The sequence below is a fragment of the Micromonospora cremea genome (assembly GCF_900143515.1).
Classification (GTDB): domain Bacteria; phylum Actinomycetota; class Actinomycetes; order Mycobacteriales; family Micromonosporaceae; genus Micromonospora; species Micromonospora cremea.
On sequence record NZ_FSQT01000001.1, the window covers coordinates 1,544,752 to 1,564,158 of the forward strand.

Annotated in this window: 18 protein-coding genes; 8 read left to right on the forward strand and 10 right to left on the reverse strand. The window is 70.6% G+C overall.

Annotated elements, in window-relative coordinates; genetic code table 11:
* Positions 1-6 precede the first annotated feature (6 nt).
* From BUS84_RS07025 to BUS84_RS07040, 4 genes are all read left to right on the forward strand, one after another.
* A complete protein-coding gene (locus BUS84_RS07025; protein WP_074309804.1) occupies positions 7-459 on the forward strand; it encodes a DUF6220 domain-containing protein in 453 nt (150 codons plus the stop codon).
* Positions 456-2,195 carry a multicopper oxidase family protein gene (locus BUS84_RS07030; protein ID WP_074309806.1) on the forward strand — a complete coding sequence of 580 codons (1,740 nt, stop codon included), beginning with the start codon at positions 456-458 and terminating at the stop codon, positions 2,193-2,195. Before BUS84_RS07025 ends, BUS84_RS07030 begins: the two co-directional genes overlap by 4 nt.
* A 135-nt stretch (positions 2,196-2,330) precedes the next feature.
* The gene (locus BUS84_RS07035; protein WP_074309809.1) at positions 2,331-3,608 is read left to right on the forward strand and encodes an MFS transporter; all 1,278 of its coding nucleotides are present in this window, start codon (positions 2,331-2,333) and stop codon (positions 3,606-3,608) included.
* 168 nt (positions 3,609-3,776) lie between these two features.
* Positions 3,777-4,625, forward strand: coding sequence for an SAM-dependent methyltransferase (locus BUS84_RS07040; protein ID WP_244298411.1), 849 nt, complete (start codon positions 3,777-3,779; stop codon positions 4,623-4,625).
* An 83-nt stretch (positions 4,626-4,708) separates the two neighbouring features.
* Here the strand turns inward: BUS84_RS07040 and BUS84_RS07045 are convergent, their stop codons facing one another.
* A complete protein-coding gene (locus BUS84_RS07045) occupies positions 4,709-5,080 on the reverse strand; it encodes a hypothetical protein (RefSeq protein ID WP_074309811.1) in 372 nt (123 codons plus the stop codon).
* 173 nt (positions 5,081-5,253) lie between these two features.
* On the reverse strand, positions 5,254-5,466 hold the full coding sequence (locus tag BUS84_RS07050; RefSeq protein WP_074309813.1) for a hypothetical protein: 213 nt from the start codon (positions 5,464-5,466) through the stop codon (positions 5,254-5,256).
* Between the two features lie 47 nt (positions 5,467-5,513).
* On the opposite strand from BUS84_RS07050, the gene BUS84_RS07055 reads away from it, so the two are divergent.
* Positions 5,514-5,699 carry a GNAT family N-acetyltransferase gene (locus BUS84_RS07055; RefSeq protein ID WP_084757266.1) on the forward strand — a complete coding sequence of 62 codons (186 nt, stop codon included), beginning with the start codon at positions 5,514-5,516 and terminating at the stop codon, positions 5,697-5,699.
* On the opposite strand, the gene BUS84_RS07060 is transcribed toward BUS84_RS07055, so the two are convergent.
* From BUS84_RS07060 to BUS84_RS07070, 3 genes are all read right to left on the reverse strand, one after another.
* The gene (locus tag BUS84_RS07060; protein WP_244298412.1) at positions 5,696-6,253 is read right to left on the reverse strand and encodes a GNAT family N-acetyltransferase; all 558 of its coding nucleotides are present in this window, start codon (positions 6,251-6,253) and stop codon (positions 5,696-5,698) included. The two genes, BUS84_RS07055 and BUS84_RS07060, sit on opposite strands and share 4 nt — an antisense overlap.
* Before the next feature lie 75 nt (positions 6,254-6,328).
* Positions 6,329-7,282 carry a non-homologous end-joining DNA ligase gene (gene ligD, locus BUS84_RS07065; RefSeq protein WP_244298413.1) on the reverse strand — a complete coding sequence of 318 codons (954 nt, stop codon included), beginning with the start codon at positions 7,280-7,282 and terminating at the stop codon, positions 6,329-6,331.
* A 101-nt stretch (positions 7,283-7,383) separates the two neighbouring features.
* Positions 7,384-7,992, reverse strand: coding sequence for a TetR/AcrR family transcriptional regulator (locus BUS84_RS07070; RefSeq protein WP_074309815.1), 609 nt, complete (start codon positions 7,990-7,992; stop codon positions 7,384-7,386).
* A 112-nt stretch (positions 7,993-8,104) separates the two neighbouring features.
* Here BUS84_RS07070 and BUS84_RS07075 point away from each other — a divergent pair, with 112 nt between their 5' ends.
* The 3 genes from BUS84_RS07075 (at position 8,105) to BUS84_RS07085 (ending at position 12,055) form a co-directional block, all read left to right on the forward strand.
* Positions 8,105-8,572, forward strand: a complete 468-nt coding sequence (locus tag BUS84_RS07075; RefSeq protein WP_244298414.1) for a MarR family winged helix-turn-helix transcriptional regulator — start codon at positions 8,105-8,107, stop codon at positions 8,570-8,572.
* Positions 8,569-10,212, forward strand: a complete 1,644-nt coding sequence (locus tag BUS84_RS07080) for an MDR family MFS transporter (RefSeq protein WP_074309819.1) — start codon at positions 8,569-8,571, stop codon at positions 10,210-10,212. Before BUS84_RS07075 ends, BUS84_RS07080 begins: the two co-directional genes overlap by 4 nt.
* A gap of 325 nt (positions 10,213-10,537) precedes the next feature.
* Positions 10,538-12,055: a hypothetical protein gene (locus BUS84_RS07085; protein WP_244298415.1), complete on the forward strand. Its 1,518-nt coding sequence runs from the start codon at positions 10,538-10,540 to the stop codon at positions 12,053-12,055.
* A 15-nt stretch (positions 12,056-12,070) separates the two neighbouring features.
* On the opposite strand, the gene BUS84_RS07090 is transcribed toward BUS84_RS07085, so the two are convergent.
* From BUS84_RS07090 to BUS84_RS07110, 5 genes are all read right to left on the reverse strand, one after another.
* Positions 12,071-14,848 (reverse strand): hypothetical protein, encoded by a 2,778-nt coding sequence (locus BUS84_RS07090; protein ID WP_143728265.1) that lies wholly within the window; start codon positions 14,846-14,848, stop codon positions 12,071-12,073.
* A 15-nt stretch (positions 14,849-14,863) separates the two neighbouring features.
* Complete coding sequence (locus tag BUS84_RS07095; RefSeq protein WP_074309823.1) at positions 14,864-15,772, reverse strand: hypothetical protein; 909 nt, start codon at positions 15,770-15,772, stop codon at positions 14,864-14,866.
* 654 nt (positions 15,773-16,426) lie between these two features.
* Positions 16,427-18,109, reverse strand: a complete 1,683-nt coding sequence (locus tag BUS84_RS07100) for a hypothetical protein (protein ID WP_074309825.1) — start codon at positions 18,107-18,109, stop codon at positions 16,427-16,429.
* Between the two features lie 122 nt (positions 18,110-18,231).
* On the reverse strand, positions 18,232-18,573 hold the full coding sequence (locus tag BUS84_RS07105; RefSeq protein WP_143728267.1) for an ArsR/SmtB family transcription factor: 342 nt from the start codon (positions 18,571-18,573) through the stop codon (positions 18,232-18,234).
* 162 nt (positions 18,574-18,735) lie between these two features.
* Positions 18,736-19,167: a winged helix-turn-helix transcriptional regulator gene (locus BUS84_RS07110; protein WP_074309829.1), complete on the reverse strand. Its 432-nt coding sequence runs from the start codon at positions 19,165-19,167 to the stop codon at positions 18,736-18,738.
* Positions 19,168-19,407: the final 240 nt, after the last annotated feature.

The following is a 19,407-nucleotide window of genomic DNA, read 5'->3' on the forward strand; positions in this document are numbered from 1 at the left end:
AGCACCATGCGCAAGGCCTTCGTCGTCGTCACCACTCTGCTGCTCATCGCGTTCGCTGTGCAGTTCGTCTTCGCCGCCGTGGGCGCGTTCACGAAGCCCGCGGGCGACGGCGCGTACGCGCTGCACAGCGTCAACGGGACGGCGGTCATCCCGGTTCTCACCCTGCTCACCATCCTGTTCGCCGCGCTGGCGAGGGCACCGGGCCGGCTCATCGGACTGACGACCCTGCCGCTCGGCCTCGTCGTCGTACAGGCGCTGACCGCCATGCTCGCGAACGGGTCCACCGACGCCGCGAGCGCCAGCACGCCGGTCGGCCTGACCATCGCCGGGCTGCACGCGGTCAACGGAATCATCGCGGTGCACGTCGTGGTCGGCATCCTCCGGGCAGCGCGAACGCTGGCCGACCCCGCGCCGGCGGGCGCCACCCAGGTGACCGTCCGGGAAGGGGAGCCGGCATGACCACCGGCTCGCTGCTCGCGGTCGACCTCGTGATCGCGGTCCTCGCAGCCGCCGCATGGCTGGGCGGCGGCGCCGCGTCGGCCGCCCGGCGCCGCCCACTCGCGCTGGGACTGGCCGCCTTCGCGCTGCTCGCCACGCTCGCCCGCGCGTTCACGATCATCGCGCTCGCCCGTGCCGGCTGGTGGTTCGCGGGGGAGAAGGTCCTCATCGCCGCCCCACTGTCGCTCGCGGCGGTGGTCGTCGCCGGGCCGCGGCTGCTGCGGGCCCCGGGCGACATCCGGTCCGTCGCGGTCCCGCTTCTTTTCGCCGGGTACGCCCAGAGCGGCGCACTGCTCGTGACGCTCCTGTACGGCTATCCGGCGTCGGCGGGCGTGGGACTGCTCGCGGTCGCCGGGGTGGTCGCGGCGACCGCGCTCTCGTGGCGCGTCCTCGGCGCCCGCCCGTCCCGGATGGTGTCCCGGGCGGCCCTGGTGGTGGCGGTCGCGGCGCTGCTGACCGGAACCGGGCTGGCCGTCGCCCCGGGAGCCGCGTCCGGCGTACCCCATGATCATGATTACCCGCTCGCGCGGACCGCCGACGAACCGACCAGGCGGTTCGCTCTGACGGCCGGGACCGCCACGGTGAGCGTGAGTGGCCGTGACGTCGAGGCGTGGGCGTTCAACGCGCAGGTTCCCGGGCCGGAGCTGACCGCCACCGCCGGCGACGTCCTCGAGGTGACGCTGCGCAACCGGGACATCGCGCGGGGCGTCACCCTGCACTGGCACGGGTACGACGTGCCGAACAGTCAGGACGGGGTGCCCGGCGTGACCCAGGCAGCGGTGCTGCCCGGGCAGGAGTTCGTCTACCGGTTCCGCGCCGACCAGGTCGGGACGTACTGGTACCACACGCATGCGGTCTCCGACGTCGGCGTGCGGATGGGCCTCTACGGTGTCCTGGTGGTGCGCCCGGCGCCGGTCACCGGCGTCGACGTCACGGTGCCCGTGCACACGCTGTCGGGCCTTCCGCTGCCCGAGCCGAAAGTGGAGCCGGTCGAGGCGGACGTGCCCGTGCGGCTGCGGCTGATCAACACCGACAGCACGACGCACCGCTACGCCCTGGCCGGGACTCCGTTCCGGGTCGCCGCGATCGACGGATACGACCTGCAGGGCCCGGCGCCCCTGGTGGACACGGCCGTGCTGATCCCGGCCGGTGGCCGCTACGACCTGGTGTTCACCGCACCCCCCACGCCGGTGGCGCTGTTCGTCGACGGACGGGCGGTCTACTCGACCGGACCGGTGTCGGCGGCGACCGGCGCGTGGCCGGTGCTGGATCCGCTCACCTACGGAGTCGGTTCTCCGGTGCCGTGGTCCCGGGTCGACCGGACGTTCACCCTCGTTCTCGACCGCGGCCTCGACCTGCACGGACTGCTTCCGCGATACGCCCACACCGTCAACGGCGCGGCCGACCCGGACATCCCGTCGCAGGTTGTACGCCTCGGCGACATCGTCAAGTTCACGATCGTCAACAGGTCTCAGATCGTGCACCCGTGGCATCTGCACGGCCATCACGTCCTGGTGCTGTCCCGTAACGGTGAGCCGGCGACCGGCAGTCCCCTGTGGCTGGACTCCTTCGACGTCCGCCCCGGTGATGTGTGGGAGGTGGCGTTCCGGGCCGACAACCCAGGAACGTGGGCCAACCACTGCCACAATCTGGCGCACGCCGACGCCGGGATGACGCTGCACCTGATGTACTCGTGATCCGCTTGAAGCGGCCTGCCACACGCACAACATCTGGTTGTGGCTCGCCGCCAGTTCAGTTGTTTGAACCCTCTCCCCGGCCCCTGCTTTGCTCAACCGATCAACGGCGGGTTGTTCGAGGGGGAGGCGCGGAGCGTGGGCAGACGATCCCTGGGCCGGCAGTTCGGATGGCTGTGGGCTGCCTACGCGGCCAGCGCCTATGGCTCGGGGCTGGGGTTCGGTGCGCTCCCGCTGATCGCCGTGCTGGTGTTGGACGCCAGCCCCGCCCAGGTGTCCGCACTGTCGGCGGTGGGGCCGGCCGTGGGGGCCCTGATCGCGTTGCCGCTCGGGCCGTGGGTGGAGTTTCGCCGCAAGCGACCGGTGATGATCGCGATGGACCTGGCTCGGTTCGCGGTCATCATGACGATCCCGGTCGCCTATGCCTTCGGCCTGCTCAGCTTCGTCCAGCTGCTGGTCGTCTCGGCCATCGTCGCCGCGGCCAGGATCGCCTTCAATGCGGCCAGCGGCGCCTACCTCAAGGCCCTCGTCCGGCCGGACGACCTGCTCGTGGCCAACGCGCGGTTCGAGTCGACGACGTGGAGCTCCATCGCCGTCGGGCCGCCGCTGGGCGGCGCGGGGATCGGCCTGCTCGGGCCGGTGACCACCGTGGTGGCCGACGCACTCAGCTATCTGTTCTCCGCTCTGGGCATCACGGCGATTGGCGGCCGGGAAGAACACCCGCGGCGGACCGGCAGGCAACGGGTCCGGGCCAACGAGTTGCTCGACGGCTGGCGACACCTCCTGACCCACCCCGGGCTGCGGGCGCTCTACCTCAACCAGCTGCTCGTCGGCGGACTGATCATGGCCACGGAGCCGCTGTTGGCCGTGCTCCTGCTCCGCCAGCTCGGATTCCCACCCTGGCAGTACGGCCTCGCCTTCGCCGTGCCCTGCGTCGGCGGACTCATCGGCTCACGCCTTGCCCGCGGTGTCGTGGCGCGGTATGGCCAACACCGGATCCTGCGTACCGTCGGCACGCTGCGGGCGATCTGGCTGATCGGCCTCACCTTCGTCCAGCCCGGTGTCGCCGGCCTCGCCACGGTGATGGCTGTCGAGCTCGCGATCATCATCAGCATGAGCCTGTACAACCCGGTGCTCGCCACCTATCGACTTGAACACACGCCCAAGGACCGCATCGTCCGCACCCTGTCGGCCTGGTCGATCAGCAGCAGCGCCTCCATCGCCATCCTCGGCGCGCTGGGCGGGCTGCTCGCCAGCGCCACCAGCGTGCGCACGGCTATCGCAGTCGCGGGACTGCTCATCCTCGCCAGCCCGCTGCTGCTGCCACGCCGACGGGATCTCGCATCCGTACCCGACCTCGAGCTGGCGCGTCTTCCCCCGACGACGGCGCCTTCCGGCTCACCGGGAGCCAGGTGACGACCGCCCTGTGCACCACGGAGGAGTCCGGAAGCCACCGTGAGAGGGCGGGTAGCGGACCGGTCCGGTGGTGGCGCGGATTGCCTGCCTTCTATACCGTGGCACGGTTGCAGGCGGCTACTTCCCCGACAGGGCTGTCCCGTGACCGGATTCGTGTAGGCAGTCGAAATGAGGGGGTTCGTCGTGACCATGGACTCGCAGGCGACCGACCGGCCCGAGGCTGGCGAGGACGCCGTCCAGCAGAGGATCGACACGTCGGTGCCGCATTCGGCGCGGATCTGGAACTACTGGCTCGGCGGCAAGGACAACTTCGCGGTCGACCGTGCGGCTGGCGACCAGTATCGGCAGGTCTTCCCCGGCGTCGTTGACGTTGCCCGTGCCTCCCGGCAGTTCCTGGTCCGCTCGATCACGTTCCTCGCCGGTGAGGCGGGCATCCGCCAGTTCCTCGACGTCGGCACGGGCCTGCCGACGGCCAACAACACCCACGAGGTGGCGCAGCGGATCGCGCCGGACGCGCGGATCGTCTACGTCGACAGCGACCCGCTGGTGCTGGTGCACGCCCGTGCGCTGCTGGTCAGCGCGGTCGAAGGCAGGACCGCCTACATCGACGCCGATCTGCGCGACCCTGCCGCGGTCATCGACGAGGCCGGCAAGACGTTGGACTTCGACCAGCCGATCGGCCTCATCCTCAGCGGCGTCATGGGCCACGTGCCCGACTACGAGACGGCCCGGTCGATCACGCGGCAGCTGCTGGCGCCGCTGTCGAGTGGCAGTTACCTCTCCCTCAACGACGGCACCAGCCTTCTCAGCCCGGAGATGCAGCAGGCCCAAGACGACTACAACGACACCGGGGCGACGCCGTACACGCTGCGCTCACCCGACCAGATCGCCGGGTTCTTCGAGGGCCTGGAGCTGGTGGAGCCGGGCGTCGTGCCGTGCCCGCAGTGGCGACCCGACGACGCGGTCGACACGCCCGCCGACATCGACGCCTTCGGCGGGGTGGGCCGCAAGCACTGACCTCGTACGCGCTCGCCCGGCCCGGCGTGGACCGCACGGGTCGCACGCCGGTCCGGACGATCAGCACACGGGCGGCGGTACGGTCACGGGGTCGGGACGAGGGTGTGGAGCACCGGGTCGGATCCGTCGTTGTCGGTCACCACGGCGTACAGCCGGGCGTTGCCCGCGGCGAAGGCGAGTCCACGGGGCGCAACGTCGTTGTAGGCGGTCGGGCGCATCCCGAAGTCGTACGTCCAACTCGCCTGGTCGGCCGTCTGCTCGTAGCCGAACACGTCGTTGTCAGAGCCGCTGGGGCTCTGCGCGCCGAGCGCGAGCTGATTGTCGGCCCCCACGGCTACCGCCATCGGGTTGGGACCGGTCACGTAGGTGCGGCTGGTGACCAGGCCGGGGATCTGCATCAACGTGTGGTACTGGCTGTCACCGGCGAGAACGATGCCGGCACTGTCCGAGGTCACCGTTATGTCCTGGACGATTTCCGACCAGTCCAGTCGGCAGGTGCCCGGCCCCCAGCACATAAGGTCGACGAGGTCGTTGTGGGCTCGTCGGAGGTGGCTGCGTCGACCCTAGGATCGGGACGATGCAGGAGACACGGCCAACGGTTCGGCCAGCGCGCTTGGGGGATGTTGCGTCATTGGTGCAGCTGCGCCTGGCCAACGCCGAGGCGCACCTTGCTCTCGACGCTGCCACCTACCGCGTGCCACCGCGTGACGCGGTGGTGTGCCATTTCGCGGCCATGCTTGCCGACGGGGCCGGGCGGGATGGTGTCCTTGTCGCTGAGGCTCATGGCGGCCAGGTGGTCGGGATGGTCGAGGTGCTGCGGCATGCCGATCCGCCGGAGCATCAGATCCTGCGTCCTGAACCTTCGGCCCAGGTGCACACGGTGGTGCTTTGCCCGAAGCCAGGGGACTCGGGGTGGGATCAGCGTTGCTGGCGGCGGCGGAACGGTGGGCGACCAGCCGGGGAATCAGGTACCTGTCGGCCGGCATCCACCACCGCAACGTCGATGCGGTGCGCTTCTACAGTCGGCACGGCTACACCGACGCCGGGCTCTCCCTCGGCAAGCGTGTGGATTAGCGCCCCAGTTCGCCGAGTCGCAACGTCCGAGGGTCAGTCGCCGACCGGGCGCGGTACTGGTCGCGGGTGATCGCATGAACGGCGACAGGCTGTTCGTGACCCGGTACGACAGTGTCGAATTCGCGCGTGAGTCCCAGCTTCTCCATGACCCGCGCCGACCTGTCGTTATCGACGTGGCGAACGCTGATGATGCGGTCCAGGCCGCGGTCGAGGAAGCCGAACCGCAGGGCCGCCGTGGCCGCCTCTGTCGCGTACCCATGTCCCCAGGACCGTCGGTCGAGCCGCCACCCGATCTCCACGGCCGGCATCACCTCCGGCAGGAAGTCGGGCACCGCGAGCCCGGCCCAACCGACGAACACGCCGGTCTCGCGAACCTCCACGGCGAACAGGCCGTATCCGCGCTCCTGCCAGTTCGCGATCATCTTCTGCAAGCCGTCAGCGCTCTGCCGGCGATCGCGCACGGAGCCGTCCATGATGTAGCGCATCACCTCCGGGTCGGCGTTGATGGCCGCCAGGGAGTCGAGGTCGTCGTTCCGCCAACCGCGCAGGGTCAACCGGTCGGTCTCCAGGGTGATCACGGGACCATTCTGCGTACCGCACCCGCCCCGCTCAAGGCCGACCTCTCCAGGTCAGGGTCGTAGCCGGATCTCGGCTGGTTCGCGGTCGCTGCGCAGCCCTTTCCACGAGGGGTGGCGCAATCGCTGATCTGGCGTCCAGGACCGGAAGGTGACGTCGCCGACCAGCTCCGGGTCGACCCAGACGGCGTGCCGGGCGTGTTCCCGCGGCACGGGAGAGCCGAACGGCGGGTCCGGTCGGCGTAGGGGGTCCAGGCGCTGCTGGAGATCGCGCAGCGCGGTCTGCGTGAAGCCGGTGCCGACGTGCCCGATGTACGTCAACGTGTCGTTCGGGTCGTACATGCCGAGCAGCAGGGAGCCGATCGTGCCCGCCCGCCTGCCGGCGCCGGGCTTGTAGCCCCCGACGATGACCTCGATGGTGTCGTTGAGAGGCACCTTGACCCACGCCGGCGAGCGGCGACCAGGGTCGTACGACGAGTCGAGCTGCTTGGCCACGACTCCTTCGAGGCCGAGGTCGGCGGCCGCGGTGGCCAGGTCCCGGCCGGCGTCGCCGGTCCAGGAGGGCGGCGTGTCGACGCTCTCCCCGCTCAGCTCCAACTGCTCCAGGGCGGCGCGCCGGTCGGCGTACGGCAGGGGCGTCAGATCCCGTCCATCGAGGTGCAGAAGATCGAACACATAGAGCCTAACCGGAGTCGTGCTGACCAGTCCGGCGGACGGAGCGCGGACGTGCATCCGGTGCTGGAGTGCCGAGAAGTCGGGCCGGCCCTTGCCGTCGAGTGCCACGATCTCCCCGTCCAGCACCGCCTGCCGGCCGGTCAACAGCTGGCTGAGTTCGCCCAGTTCGGGATAAGCGCGAGTGATGTCACGATCGTTGCGGCTGAGCAGCCGTACCCCGTCGGCGACGTAGCCGATCGCGCGTACCCCGTCCCACTTGAACTCGTACGCCCAGCCGGACCCGGTAGGCAGTGCGCCACTGGTCGCGAGCATGGGGCGCACGAGGGCCGGCATCCTGGACACACCTCGATCATGACCAACCTGACGGGCGGAGAGGGGAGCTTCGGCCATTCCGGCCCGGCGGCTGGAATGGCGCCGACGGGGTGGAACGGCCGCTAGTCGCCGGCGGTTCTGGCCGTCGCCGGGGGAGCGACTTCGGCGAGTGCGGTCCGGATGGTCTGCAGCAGTTGGCCGCCCGGGTGGTCGATCCAGTGCTGGACGGCGACGCGCAGGATGGCCAGGAAGGTCGCGGCCAGGAGGCGGGAGCGCAGCGCCACGTCGGCGCCGGTGAGCCGGTGTGCGAGGTCGCCGGCCAGCTCGCGCTCGATCGCGGTGTACGCCGCGACCTGGTGCGCGGCCAGGCCGGGGTGCCCGCGTAGCTGCCGGCGTTGGGTCAGCCAGGAATGGTCGCCATCGCCGAACGCCTCCTCGGTGAAGCGTTCGGCTGCCCGGCTCAGTGCCGTCCACGGCGGCTCGTTGGCGGGCCGCTCGCGGATCAGCTGCAGCAGCCTGCGCAGCCGCGTGGTGTCGCCGTGGAAGAGCGCCTCTTCCTTGTTCGAGAAGTAGTTGGAGAACGTCCGCCGGGAGACGTTCGCGGCGTCGGCGATCGCCTCGACGGTCACGGCGTCGAGCCCCTGGTCGGCGGCGAGGCGTAGGGCCGCCTCGTGCAGGGCGAGGCGGGTGGCCGCCTTCTTGCGCTCCCGTAGCCCGGTGGTCTCGTCCATCGCTTTCAGGGTACGTGGGGTGACGCGCTTCTCAATGCGCAAACTTGCCGAGTGCGCAAGATTGGTAGATGCTTGCATGCAGCAACCAACCGATTCGGGCGTGGGAGCAGACGTGCACAACAGCGTTCGGGAGCTCGGCCTTCGGCTGTACGACCTGGTGCGGAGTGTCCGATTGCTGAGGCAGCGCCGGGCTGACGAGCGGCCGGCCGTTCCGCTGGGGCTGGTCGGCATGCTCCTGCAGATCGACCAGCCCTCCAGCGGTTGCCACGCCCACGAGCTGGCTCAGCGCACCCGGCTCGACCCGTCCACTGTCAGCCGATCCGTCGCCGCGCTCGTCGCGCACAGCCTGGTCGAGCGGCGGCCTGATCCAGCGGACAAGCGGGCGAGCCTCCTGGCGATCACACCCGCCGGCCGGGCCGCCCTGGCCGGCACCTACAGCTGGTACGGCGAGGTGCTCGAGCGGGCGCTCGCCGACTGGACTCCCGGCGAGGTGGAGGCGCTGAGCGCCGCGCTCGACCGGTTCACCCGCGACATCGACGTCGCCCTCGGAAACAACGACAAGCTGGAGGCCGCGCGATGAGCGCACCCACCACCACGACCGGCGCTGAGCCGATGACCCATCGGCGGACGCTCGAGGCGCTCAGCGGCCTGCTGTTGGTGCTCTTCGTCGCGATGTTGAGCAGCACCGTCGTGTCGACCGCGCTACCGAAGATCATCGGAGCGCTGAACGGCTCGCAGAACCAGTACACCTGGGTGGTCACCGCGACCCTGCTCACCGCGACCGCGACCACCCCGATCTGGGGCAAGCTGGCCGACCTGTTCAACAAGAAGACCCTCATCCAGGTCGCCATCGTGGTCTTCCTGCTGGGCTCCGTCGTTGCCGGCTTCTCGCAGAGCGCCGGCCAGCTCATCGCCGCCCGCGCGTTCCAGGGCATCGGGGTCGGCGGTCTGCAGGCCCTCGTCCAGGTGGCGATCGCCGCCATGATCCCGCCGCGCGAGCGGGGGCGCTACAACGGCTACCTCGGCGGCGTCATGGCGGTCGCGACCGTCGGCGGCCCACTGCTCGGCGGCCTCATCGTCGACACGTCCTGGCTCGGCTGGCGCTGGTGCTTCTTCGTCGGCGTGCCGGTCGCCGTCGTCGCGTTGATCCTGCTCCAGGCCACCCTGCACCTGCCGACCCTGCGGCGGGAGAACGTCAAGATTGACTACCTGGGCGCCAGCCTGATCGCCGCCGGCGTCAGCGTACTGCTGATCTGGATCTCCTTCGTCGACGGCTCGTTCGCCTGGGCCTCCTGGCAGACCGCGGCCATGGTCGGCGGCGCGCTCCTCCTGCTCGCCCTGGCGGTCTGGGTCGAGTCGCGGGTGGCCGAGCCGGTCGTCCCGCTCAGCATCGTGCGCCAGCACACCACCGCGCTGGCCATCCTCGGCAGCCTCGCGGTCGGCATGGCCATGTTCGGCGGTGCCGTCTTCCTCGGCCAGTACTTCCAGATCGGCCGCGGCTACAGCCCGACGGAGGCAGGCCTGCTCACCATTCCGATGATGGCCGGGGTTCTCGGCTCGTCGATCATCGCCGGCCGGCTGATCACCCGGACCGGGAGGATCAAGCCGTACATCGTCGCCGGTTCGATCATCCTGGTCGCCGGGTTCGCGCTGCTCGGCACCATCGACCACGAGACGTCGCTCGTCCTGGTCGGCGCCGCCATGTTCATCGTCGGCACCGGCGTCGGCATGACCATGCAGAATCTCGTCCTCGCCGTCCAGAACACGGTCTCCCTCAAGGACATCGGCGCGGCGAGTTCCAGCGTCGCGTTCTTCCGGTCGCTCGGCGGCACCATCGGCGTCTCGGTGCTCGGCGCCGTCCTCGCCCACCGGGTCACCGACCAGATCACCCACGACCTCGCCGCCGCCGGGATTCCCGCCTCCGGCAGCGCGGGTGGCAGCAGCAACCTCAACATCACCGCACTGCCCGACGGGATCCAGCACATCGTCCGGGCCGCGTACGGCGACGCCACCGGGCACATCTTCCTCATCTCCGCCGCCATCGCGGTGGTCGGCGTCATCGCCGCGCTCCTGCTCAGGCCGGTCACCCTGCGGACCAGCCTCGACCTGCCGGACAGCGCCACGTCGACGGCCGTCGCCGCCGACGCGATCGACGGCGCTCCCGCCTTCGACCAGGTGTCCGTCGTGGCCGCACCGAACGGGGCGACCGACCGGCGCTGACGTCGGGGCGTACCACCCGGGGCCGCCGCCGTCTTCGGACGGCGGCGGCCCCGATCTGTCCGGCGAGGACCGGCACCGGGAAACGTGACCGAGCCTCAGCGTGTCGTCGACGAGCCGAGCGACCGCGGGTCCAGACCGGTACGGCCCGAACGTCGCCGGTGTGCCTAGTCCGGACGGGCGTTGGTGTCGGGGACGGCCCTCGGCGGAAAAGCAGGTTCGGTCGACCGGCCGGTCCGGGCAGGATGGCGGGATGATCCTGGGGAGTCGAGGCAGCGAGGTTCAGACGTCGCGGCCGGCAGTGGGGGAGGCCGGGCAACTGGCGGCTGTGCGGACTGCGGTTGGTGACGCCGCCGTCGGCCGGTGGGAGGCGTTGAACCATCTGGTCGAGATGCTGCTCGAGGTCGACGCCGGCGGCGAGGAAGTGGGGGCGCGGTCGGCGCTGGCGTTGGTGGCCGCCGGTCCGAGCCTGGTCGTCCGGCTCGACGCCCACGCGCGGCGGGGACCGTGGTACGGCCCGTACCGTGAGCCCGCGGTGCGGCGGGTCACCGAGCGCTTCTCGGGCGCGACCGCAGGGCCGGTGGCGATGGCGTTGGCCAGCATGCACGGCGACGGGCGGATCCGGGAACGCGCTGTCGCGGCGATCCTTGGCCGGCCCTGTCCGGAGCTGATGCCGTTCCTGGTACTGCGCACCGGTGACTGGGTCAAGCCGGTTCGGGAGCGGGCGCGCGCCGGGCTGGCGCTGCTGCTGTCCGATGATCCGGGCGTCTGGTTGCCGGCGGTGCTGCCGATGGTGCTGCGTCTGGACGCGCGGTTACGCGGTGGCTTCGCGGTCACCCAGGTGCGGGCGGCGTTGCTCTCCTCGACCCCGCAGGTGTGGCGTGGCCTGCTCGGCTCGGGCAGTCGCAGGGAGCGTCGGCTCGTGTTCGAGACCGGGCTGGCGCAGGGGTGGCTGCCCTCGCCCGACCTTGTGGCCTACGCCCTGACCGATCGGGATGTGTGGATCAGATCCGGGGCGGCCGAGGCGGCGTGCCGTGAGGCGGTCTGGACCCGCCGGCCCGACGTCCTACGCCGCCTGGCCCGCTCGACTCGACCTGAGGTGCGGGCGGTCGCGTTGACCGGACTGGTTCGCAGCGGTCACGACGGCGAGGTCGCCGCGCACCTGGACGACGACGCGCCCCTGGTCCGAGCGGTGGCCCGGGACGCGGCCCGTCGACTCGGCATCGACGCGCGGGAGCACTACCGCAACGCGGTCGACATCGGCGACCCGGCCCTGGGCGCGATCGCCGGACTCGCCGAGGCCGGCTCTGCCGCGGACGCCCCACTGCTGCGGCCGTTGCTGACCCATCAGCAGGCCAGGGTCCGCGCTCAGGCAGTCCGGAGTGTGCGCCTGCTGGACGCGGTCGTCGCGGCAGAGTTCGCCGCGCTGGTACGGGATCCTTCGCCGGCGGTGGTCCGGGAGGTGACCGCGGCGCTGCGGCCGCTGGCCAATGCTCTGCCGCCCGGTCTGCCGTGGGACCTGCTGGCCGACGCTCGGGTGGAGTTGCGTCGGGCCGGTTACCGGCTCCTGCGCGGCCGTGACGTCGCCGTCGTGTTGCGCGCGGCCTTGCTCGTCGCCCTTGACGTGGACCGGCGCCTGGCCCAACGAGGTAAGGCCGACGTGACCCGCCTGACTCGGGATGCCGTACGAACCACGTGGCGCCGCACTCCTCGTCCGGAGTTGCGGATCACCCGGACCGAGCACGCTGACCTCAGCGCGTTGGCCGCCCGAGCGGCGTCGACGCTCGGGGCGGAGACCAGCCAGCAACTCGCCGGCTGGCTGGCGAGTGCCCGACCCGGCGTCTGAGCGCCTCGCCTGGCTTCACACGGGCTCCGGATTGAGTTCGGCTCCCGTCTGCAGATAGATCAGCGCCGTCGGAGTGGAAACCTCCCAGGGTTCGTCGACGGCGACCTCCTCTCCCGGGCGGTCGAGGGCGTCGCCGATCAGGTCCTCGATCGGTGGGTACGGGTTCTTGCCGTCCCGCCAGGGGCGCGGGGTCAACGCCGGGATCTGCGAGGTTTCCAGGTACTTCCCGACCGCGTGCTCGTAGCCGGCGCGGACCGGCACCGTCACCCGGGCCGCTCCGGCCTGCAGGAACGCCTCGTGGATGAGATCCGAGCTGGTCCGGGTCCGTAGCGTCGCCCACCGTTCCCGGCCGGCCCACTGGTACGGGTAGAACAGGTAGACCATGTTCTCCCATTCGAAGAGATCCTCGGCGAACTGGATCTGGTCCGCCTCCGCGTTGATCTCGAGGCGGTTGATGCGGGGGGCGTCGTCGGCCGGGAAGGTCAGACTGCCGAACTGGTCGAACTCGTGGCCGAAGAGCACGCTCTGGCAGGCCCGCTTCAGTTCCAGCTGTTCGACCCGCCGGTTGATTTCGGAGGGCTGCTCGGACCGGTACACCGCGCGGGCCAGCCGGAGGCGTTGGTCGTTCTCGTAGGCCGCCAGCTGCGTCAGGTAGCTGGCGCGGATCGTCTCGTACGCGCGCAGCCGCCAGGCGTCGTAGGCGGCGTCGGTGCGTTCGCAGCGCACCCGCACCACGACCGTCAGGCCGCCGCGCTGGTCCGCGCTGATCCCGACGGGCAGCGGCCCGGGGAGCACCTGGTCGAGGCGGACGACGAACTCGCCGACGGTGGCGTCGCTGTCGGTGACGCGGTTTTCCCCGATCGCGATCTGTACGGCCTGGGGTGGATTGCCCTCCCCGGCGGCGTACTCGCCTGCCACCAGGCCCCACGTGGTCGTCACGTACGCCTCGGTCGCCTGGTAGCCGGTCGGCACCATGACTTCACCGACGTACGAGTTGTAGCCCCATTCGGGCTGGGACTTGTCGGTGGAGGTCTTTGCGTAGTCGAACGGCCGGGCCGGCGGGTCGGCGAACGTGAGGGTGGCCGACACCTCTTCCTCGGGTGGCGGTTCGACGCCGACCACGTCCCAGCGCGCGGCCTTGTCGGCGTAGTTCTCCTCGTTGAGGTCGGCGACGTCGAGGAACCAGCCGGCCGGCTTGGCGACCGCGCCCTCGTCGGTAATCTGCTGCGCCAGGTGGACCAGCACGGCGGCCGGCTCGGGCACGATGAACTGGAGCAGCAGCCGTTCTCCGTAGTTGTAGACCTGCGCCTGGTCGACCTTGGTGAGCCAGTGGTAGATGCCGGTGATGTTCGCCGACCCACCGGCGTTGTCGAACCGGTGCTCGTTGGTCTCGGTCACCCGGGTCGTGCTGGTGATGCTGCGACGCTCGGAGACCTCGCTGCGCAGCAGCTCGGAAGCCCGCTCGGTGAGCGTCTTGGAGTACGAAACGGCCGAACTCATGCTGCTGGCGGTGGTCGTGGACCGGTCGGCGTTGATGTCGACGCCGGCCTGGACGGGGCCGAAGCCCCCGGAGACGCTGACCCCCAGCGACATCGAGGTGCTCTGGGTGGCCGCAGTGGTGAGCGCGCGGTCGAGGCTGTTCTGCTCGGTGGTCTCCAACTCCTGCGTGGTCTCGGCGATCGACTGGGTCGACGTGGTGACCGACTCCCGGGTGCTGGTGTCAACCACGTGGGTCCGGCCGCGTACCTCGCTGGCCAGCACGTTCTCCAGATGCGAGATGTCGCCGAGGTCGTAGCGCAGATGCACGGTGCGGATGACCATGAGGTCGCCGCGGCCGGCGACCCGCGCCTGCGCGCTCAGCACGGGTACGCGTGGCGGGACGTATTCGACGTCGTCGTCGATGTCGATGGGTCCGCCCTCGACCATCCGCCCCGTCGGGTCGGCGCGCCGGTCCACGCGCCGGCGGGCAGCCTCGCGTTCGCTGTCGAAGAACTTGCGGAGGGTGCGCAGTTTGGCGGTGGCCGGCGCGCCGAGTTCGGCGGACGCACGGGACGTCGCCTCCACGGCCGGGCCGAGGTCGGCGAAGCCGGCCGCCTGAACGTCGGCGAGTGTCGGATCCGGGTTATCGGTGACGCGTGCCCGGGCGAGCAGCCGCCCCGCGTGGATGACCAGGTCGGCGAACTGCTGGGCATGTCCGACGTCGGCGTCGGCCTGTGCGGCCGGCTTCGGTGCGGGCGGAAGTTCCAGGTCGCGGCCGTTGATCAGCCGGCGGACCAGGCAGGCGTCCTCGGCGTCGCTCTGGGCGAGACGGATCAGCGTGATGCCGCGCAGCAGGCGCACGAGGACGGTTGACGCCGCACCGCGTGGCCGGCCCAGGAACCTCCCCAGAGCGGTCATGTCGACGCTCCAGCGGGTGAGGGTGGCCACCGCGCCGCCGAGTTGTTCCGCGATCATCTGCCGCTCGGCCGCCCACTCGCCGATGACGCGGCGCAGCTTGCCGACGGTGAGGCGCGAGTCGACAGCGGCGCGCCGCAGCAGCGCCAGGGCCAGCCGACCGAGGTCCTCGAGATGGTCGTCCTGCTCCTTTCGCCGGGGGGCGTACAGTGCCTGGGCCTGCTCAACGTCGCGGTTGGTTAGCGCGTTCCGGACCGGCGGTGACCAGTCGTCGCGGAAGTCGAGGACCGGTCCGATGATCTTCGGTCCGGTGGAGCAGTTGCCGTCCTCGGTGTCCGCGGGGTCGCCCGCGCGGCACAGTTGCACGAAACGGAGTGTGGCCTCTGGTGTTGCCGGCATCGCCGATCCTCCAGGTCAGAGTTGAGGCAGGTGCAGCGCGGTCGGCATGCCGTAGCCGTCGACCTGGCTGTTGAGCCGTTGCGTGAGCCGGTTCCAGGCCGCGGCCGCCTCCGGTGTCGAGGCCAGCGCCGCCTGCCATTCGTCGTCGTGGAGCGCCGCCATGAGTTCGGCCAGGGTCCGCTGGTCGAACGCGATGACCGGCTCGGTGACCCGGGCGATGTCGGTCAGGGGAAACGGCTCCATGGTCGCGCCGGAGGGGACGATGAAGTCCTGTGCGCGCGCCGCGTGGTCGTAGGCGGCTTCTTCCGCCACGGTCGGGACGACGCGGTTGCCCCAGCGGTCGAGCCTGCTGTTGCCGCCCATCATGCGCCCGGCGTAGAGGTCGGTCAGTGCGTGGTCCCGTGGGGAGAGCAGTTGCAGGTTGCCCGGCTCGCACGCCTCGGTCAGCATGGACAGCCGGCTGCTCCAGAAATCCTCGTCGAGCTTCTTTCGCAGCGTCCGGACCCAATGCTGCATCTCCCTGATGAACCGCTGGGGCCGCGCGTGTTCCCACTCGTAGACGCGGATGGCCACGTTCCGCGCCGACGGAAGCCGCATGGCGGTCTCGAACAGCTCGTCCCGGGACAGTCGGTAGTACGGATCGCGGCCGTAGCGGCTGCGCAGGTCCGCCGGATCTCCGCGCGGGCGGGTCGTGCTACGGCCGTGGTGGTCCCACAACCGCTGGAGCTCGGCGTTGTCGACGGTCAGGATCCGCTCGTCCTCCAACCGGGCCGCGAGTTCCCACCGTGCCTGCTCGGCTGTCCGGGTGCTGGGCGGCCCCGACTCGAACGAGAAGCGGTAGATCGGGGCGTCCCCGGTCGAGATCATGTGCGCGATCTGCACCTCGGACATCAACAGGTCGGGGTCGTAGTCCCAGGCGTGCACCTCGTCGAAGCTCTGGACGTGCAGCTCCCGGAACAGGTCCGGCCCCCGCGCGGTCAGCGGGACATCCCGGTCCCAGACCCGCGACCGCCAGCACCGTGCCGATCGAGCGGTGGCCGCGGGCGGTGACCACGCCTCCGTACGCCGGGTAACGCAGGTCCGGGCCGACCGGAGCGTTCATCGGCGTGACGTTCAGGTCGTCGGGCAGCTCGACGTGAAATCCCTCGTGGTATCGATAGGAGCCGTAGGACACGCCGCCGTCGAACGGCGTCGGCGCCGTCCTGAAGCTGGCGTAGGCGCGTCCCAGCGCGTCGACGTAGCGTGCGGGATCCGATGTGCGCAGCAGCGTCGCGGACGCCTCGCCGAGCAGCGCGTCGACGACACCGTGCAGGAGCGAGCCGTGGCCTCCGCTGGCCAGGAACCCCTCCATCGTCATGGTCGGGACGTCCCGGCGGGCTGTCTCGAAGGCGTGCTGCAGGAAGCCGGACCGGAAGCAGACGCCGGACCGGTCGATGAGCTGCTCGGGGTCGCGCATGAAGGCGGGCGCCGCGATGTCCTGCCGCAGGAGCGACCGGGCCTGTGGGGTCATGCGCTGGAGCTGGCCCAGCAGCGCGAGCCGCTCCGGTATGGACACGCCGGCGCTGGCCGGCGGGCGCGTCATCGTCGGCCTTCCTCGACGCGTTCGACCAGTGAACGGGCCAGCGCCGCGTCACCGGGCACCGTGGCCTCCGCCGCCTCCCGCAGGCGCCGCCCGGGGTCGTCGCCGAGGGTGGTGACCCGCCGGCCCGAGGCGAGCAACGAGCCGACCACACGTTCGGCGACCTCGGGAAGCAGCACACCGCCGATGGTGATAGCGGCCTCGAGGCCGCCCATCGGCTCGCCGTAGAGGTTCTTCCCGGTCAGCACGTACGACGCCACGCTGCCCAGGTCGCGCAGGTCGTACCCGACCTGGAGGGGTGGGAACGGGACGAACTCGCCGAGCGCGACGAGGATGTGAAGGATCTCCTCGATCGTCCCCGGCCGTGCCTCCAGATGGGCCTCGGTGTCGACCTCGCCGTCGGCGATCATCAGCGGCACGTCGTCGAAATGGGGGACGACCTTCTCGTGGTACTCGACGATACCGGCGATGTCGGACCCGCCGGCCGCGCCGAGGGGGAGGTCCACGACGACCCGCACGTTCTCGGTGCGGACCACGGTAAGCCGGAAGCACGGTGCGAAGGTCGCGGTCTCGTCCGGCGGTTCGGCCGACGCTTCGTCGTCCGGATCCAGAAAGTCGAGTCGATACGCGAAGCGGTCCTCTTCGCTCGCCGGATCGAGGCGGATGCGGATCGGTACCGGCGCGGTCTCCGGCAGCCCGCCGAGCCACTGGACGTAGGTGTCGAGCAGGCTCATCACCATGGCGAACACGGCGTCGTCGACGACCTTCGCCGTCTCGACCAGCCAGGTCGGCTGCCAGCTCCAGGGCGTACCCCGAGGCGGCCGGCGCAGGTCCGGCTTCATCAGCACCAGGTCCACGCCGTCCGGGCAGGTCTCCTGCACCGCCACGGGTTGCGGCTCGCCGAGGGCACGGCTCATGGCCACCGCGTTCGCGACGATGTCCGGCTCCGCCAGCGGCACCGGACGCAGCGGCGCGCCGAGCGGCGGCAGCGTCATCGGATGACGATGCCGCTCGAACTCGAAATGGAGCGCCTGATCGCAGGTGATGCTGCCGTCGCCCGGTCGGTAGGCCGCCCGGACGACGCTCAGGGCGGCGGCGCCCAGCAACGACCGCTGCTCGAACGCGACGCCGGGTGCCGCAGCGACCCGCAGCGACATCGCACTCCAGTGGAAGATCGCCGACGGGTCCGTCGCCAGATCGGTGCCCGGCGGCGCATCGGTGATGCCGAAGCCGCGCGCGGGCGCGAAGGCGTAGCCGAAGGAGAGCAGCTCGTACTCGACCGGGTCGCGGCCCGGCGCGAGCGTGACGGTCTCCGCCGCATCCCGGATCCTGTGCTTGACGGTCAGGTCGAAAGCGAGCGGGCGCGCGGTCGCGAAGTCCAGCACGGTCGCGGCGGAGGCGCCGAGCGGCCGGCCCAGCGAGGCGGCCGTCGCCACCTCGTAGTACCAGCCGGGCAGGTAGACGATCGAGAGGTTTTCGGGGTCGAGGTATCGCACGTGCAGCACGTTGCTCATGGCGTCGATGCAGACGAACACCGGGCTGACCGGCGACCCGCGGCAGAGCTCCACCCAGCGCCCGCCGACGTGGTCCGGAGCGTCCACCGTCTGCCAGACATCCGCCAGCAGGCCACTCAGGTGCCGCACCGCGTCATCGGCGGCCGCGAGGTTGGCGGTGTCTCCCATGCCGGGAGGCTAGCCGCGATACGCCGCCAGCACTGTCGCCCAGGTGCCAGTGCGGACCTGGTCCATCTCCCGCACGTGGGCCGGCGCGTCAGCTTCGGCTGCGATCCCGTCGACTCTCCAGCTCAGCGGGCCCTCTTCGTCGGCCGCTTGCGGGGCGGCGTCAACAGCTCGGCGATCGCCGCGATCGCGGACGGCACCAGGCGGTAGTACGCCCAGACGCCCCGCTTCTCGCGCTCGAGCAGGCCGGCCTCGGTGAGGATCCTGAGGTGATGACTCACGGTCGGCTGGGAGAGCCCAAGCGGCGCGGTGAGGTCACTCACGGACGCCTCGCCCTCCGGAGCGGACTGGATCAAACTGAGCAGCCGCAGCCGGGCCGGATCGGCGAATGCCTTCAGCACTCCCGCCAGCCGCTCGGCATCGACACGTTTGATCGGCTCGCCAGCAAGCGGCGAGATAACAGGCATAGCAGTAGTTTTCGCAGCTCCCACGCCTCCCATCGTTCCACCAACTCCATCGATAGGCCGGTGGAACCGGGACAGTCCCCCGATGGCGATCGTGAGCCGGTCGCCAGGGACCTCGTGCGGCTGATGCGGACAGGGCCCCCGGGCTGATGACCGGTCGTGGTCCTACGGTGCGGTGCCGTTGTCGTATGCGGTCTGTTGGCGGCGGATCTCGGCGTGGTGGTCGGCGGACCAGGCGGCCAGGGCCAGGACGGTGGACAGCAGTGAGGTGCCGAGCTCGGTGAGGGCGTACTCGACGCGGGGCGGGACTTCCGGGTAGGAGGTCCGGTTGACGAGCCCGGTGCGCTGCAGGTGCTTCAGAGTCAGGGTGAGCATGCGCTGGGAGATGCCGGGGATCGCGTCGGCCAGGTGTGAGTAGCGGGTGGGACCGTCGGCGAGGGTGCCGATGATCAGCACGCTCCATTTGTCGCCGACGAGGTCCAGGACCTCCCGGATGAAATCGGCGTCCTCATCCTTCCAGTGCGCGCAGGGTCCCGGCGCGTTCCGGACGTTCGCCCGGACGTTGGTTCGTCTCCGTCGAAGATCGTCTGCGCTCATCGCCGCCGTCCTGTCCGTCACCCGGTCGCTACGCACATGAATGTGCCTTTTGTGGCCTTCCGATTCTAATGCATCATGGCGCTACGAACAGGAAGTAAGAACTGAGAGGAGCGCGCTGAGGGTGCCGGTGACCCCGAAGTGTTTGTCGAGCCGGTGCGGGTTCGGAAAAGCAGGAGCGACCACTGCAGGAATTGATCAAATCGCAACTGGTGAAGAGTCATTGGCCGACTGTGCCCGATG